The organism is Sphingomonas bacterium (genome assembly GCF_903643035.1).
GTDB lineage: Bacteria > Pseudomonadota > Alphaproteobacteria > Sphingomonadales > Sphingomonadaceae > Sphingomonas.
Map to the genome: position 1 here is coordinate 1 of NZ_CAHJWW010000324.1, position 2808 is coordinate 2808.

Annotated in this window: 5 protein-coding genes; all 5 read left to right on the forward strand. The window is 70.4% G+C overall.

Annotated elements, in window-relative coordinates; genetic code table 11:
• On the forward strand, positions 1–225 hold a 225-nt coding region (locus tag HUV01_RS14600), incomplete at its 5' end, for a hypothetical protein (protein WP_254606705.1).
• 66 nt (positions 226–291) lie between these two features.
• Entirely contained in the window at positions 292–633 is a 342-nt protein-coding gene (gene fdxA, locus HUV01_RS14605) for a ferredoxin FdxA (RefSeq protein ID WP_174298928.1), read from the forward strand.
• 312 nt (positions 634–945) lie between these two features.
• Positions 946–1476, forward strand: coding sequence for a CarD family transcriptional regulator (locus tag HUV01_RS14610; protein ID WP_174298929.1), 531 nt, complete (start codon positions 946–948; stop codon positions 1474–1476).
• 120 nt (positions 1477–1596) lie between these two features.
• Positions 1597–2337, forward strand: coding sequence for a head GIN domain-containing protein (locus tag HUV01_RS14615; protein ID WP_174298930.1), 741 nt, complete (start codon positions 1597–1599; stop codon positions 2335–2337).
• A 73-nt stretch (positions 2338–2410) separates the two neighbouring features.
• A partial coding sequence (locus HUV01_RS14620; protein WP_217431028.1) for a GIN domain-containing protein occupies positions 2411–2808 on the forward strand: 398 nt, incomplete at its 3' end.

Genomic DNA, 2808 nt, shown 5'->3' on the forward strand with positions numbered 1-2808 from the left:
ATCGACGGTCGCCCGGCCGCGCGCGCCCATGCCGCGGTGCGCGTCGGCAACGTCCTGACCTTCGCCGCCTTTGGCCGGGTCCGCGTCGTGCGGGTGGAGGCGCTGCCGCCGCGGCGCGGTCCGGCGGCGGAGGCCTGCGCCTGCTATGCCGAGCTGCGCGATCCGATGCCGATCGAGCCGCGTCCGGGCGCCGCGAACGTTCCGAATCATGCCGCGCGCGATTGACCCTCGCGGCGCGGCGGGCCTAGAGGCTTCGCCGAACGCCCGCCTTCGCGTTTCGAGGATCCGACCATGACCTACGTCGTCACCGACGCCTGCATCCGCTGCAAATACATGGATTGCGTCGAGGTTTGCCCGGTCGACTGCTTCTACGAGGGTGAGACGATGCTGGTCATCAACCCGTCCGAGTGCATCGACTGCGGCGTGTGCGAGCCCGAGTGCCCGGCGGAGGCAATCCTGCCCGACACGGAGAACGGGCTGGAGAAGTGGTTGGAGCTGAACACCACCTTCTCGTCGCAATGGCCCAACGTCACCCGCAAGGCGGACCAGACGCCTCCGGACGCCGACGACCACAAGGGCGAGGACGGCAAGTACGACAAGTATTTCACGCCGGAGGCCGGCGCGGGCGACTGAGCGTCCGGCCCCCACCCGTCCCGTCCTTCCCGCGTTATCCCGACGCGCCCGGCCTGACACGACCCGCCTAACCCGCTCGGCCTAAGCCGCGCGCGACCACCCGCCTGCGACCTTCGGGAAGCGCCATCCCCCATCGCGACAGCGGCCCTGTCTGATCGCGCTGGTAATTTTATTGCGGAACTGGTAGGTAATCTCCGAACGGGCATGGCGGTCCTGCCGCCCGATGGTGCATCTTCGCTCGTCCGCCCCGCGTCGCCGGCTTCCAGCCGCGTCGACGCCATGGGGTTGGCCGGGTCCAGGGAAAGGCGAGATATGGCTGCCAAGGCGCTGTCCTTCGACGTTGGCGACTATGTGGTATATCCCAAGCATGGCGTCGGCCGCGTGATCGAACTGCTGAAACAGGAGATCGCGGGCATGAGCCTGGAACTCTACGTGCTGCGCTTCGAGAAGGAGAAGATGACTCTTCGCGTGCCGACCAACAAGGCTGAGTCGGTGGGCATGCGCAAGCTGTCGTCCGACAAGACGATGCGCGAGGCGATGGAGACGCTGAAGGGCAAGCCCAAGATCAAGCGGACGATGTGGTCGAGGCGGGCGCAGGAGTACGAGGCGAAGATCAACTCGGGTGACCTCGTCTCGATAGCCGAGGTGGTGCGCGACCTGTTCCGCGCCGAGGACCAGCCCGAGCAGAGCTATTCCGAGCGGCAGATCTTCGAGGCCGCGACCAGCCGCCTCGCACGCGAGCTCGCCGCGATGGAAGCGGTGGACGAGCCGGCCGCGCAGCTGAAGATCCTCGATATCCTGCGCGCGGCCGCCGCGATCTACAACAAGGACAAGGCGGCCTGATCGTCCGCGCGGGCATCCACGAACGAGGGGGCGGTTCCGCGAGGGGCCGCCCTTCGTGCGTCGGGGCTTGTGCGTCGTAATTGGTGTGTTACCATCGTCACACACCAGTGGAGACCCGTCATGCGCCCCCTCCTGTCCGCCACTCTCGTACCGGCCGCCCTCCTGCCCGCCTGCCTGCTGTTCGCGCTTCCGGGATGCGGCCATGACGCCCCCGGCGTCGCCGGCACCGGTTCGGGGCCTTCGCGCGGCTTCGCGATCGGCGACTTCACCGCCGTCGCCGCCGCCGGGTCCGACGATGTCGACGTGCGGACCGGCGCCGGCTTCTCGGTACGGGCCGAGGGCGATCCGGCGGTGCTCGACCACCTGCGCATCCGGCGCGACGGCGCGACGCTGACGATCGGACGCGAGCCGGGCTGGCACCCGGCCGCCGCCGGCTCCGCCAAGGTCTTCGTGACGATGCCGCGCCTCGACGAGGCGAGCGTCACGGGATCGGGCGGCATGGTCGTCAATGCGGTCTTGGGCGACACGTTCAAGGGGAACGCCGCCGGGTCGGGCAACCTGACCGTCCACAAGCTCGCGGTCGGTGCGCTGGACCTGTCGGTCGCGGGCTCCGGCGACATGGCGATGACGGGTCGCGCGCGGAAGCTCGACGTCTCCGTCGCGGGATCGGGCGGCATCGACGCGCGGTCGCTCGTCGCGTCCGCCGCCAGCGTCAACGTCATGGGTTCGGGCAGCGTGCGCGCGACGGTGGAGGGCGAGGCGACGGTCGCGATGATGGGGTCGGGCAGCGTCGAGCTTGGCGGCAAGGCGCGCTGTTCGGTGACAAAGGTGGGTTCGGGATCCGTCACCTGCGGCGGCTAGGGCCGGGTCGGGCGGGCGGGCGGACGGGACCGGGCTTGCGCGCCGGCCGGCCAGGATGCTTGACCGGCAGGCGATGACTCCAGCCCGCTTCCTTCCGCAACGCTTCCTCCCGCCCCGCTTCCTTCCGCAACGCTTCCTCCAGCTCGCGCTTCTCCTGCTCCCCGCCGCCGCGACCGGCGCGACCCGCGAGCGGTCGGTCGGCAGCTTCGACCGGCTGCGCGTCGCAGGCCCCTTCGAGGTGCGGATCGAGACCGGCCGGCCGGCGTCCGCGCGGATGGAGGCGGACGATGCCTCCGTCGACCGGATCGAGGTGACGGTGGAAGGCGATACGCTGGTCGTCCGCATGGGGAACGGGGGTTGGGGCGAGACGCCGGCCGGCCGCGCGGCCGCGCCGCCCGTCGTCACCCTGTCGACCCCCGCCCTGCGCTCGATCGCGGTCAGCGCGGGCGCGCACGTCGTCGCGGGAGATCG

Excerpts from the sequence above, each read along its gene's own strand:
- HUV01_RS14615 (WP_174298930.1), top strand. The coding sequence starts at position 1,597 with ATGCGCCCCCTCCTGTCCGCCACTCTCGTACCGGCCGCCCTCCTGCCC.
- fdxA (WP_174298928.1), top strand. The coding sequence starts at position 292 with ATGACCTACGTCGTCACCGACGCCTGCATCCGCTGCAAATACATGGAT.
- HUV01_RS14610 (WP_174298929.1), top strand. The coding sequence starts at position 946 with ATGGCTGCCAAGGCGCTGTCCTTCGACGTTGGCGACTATGTGGTATAT.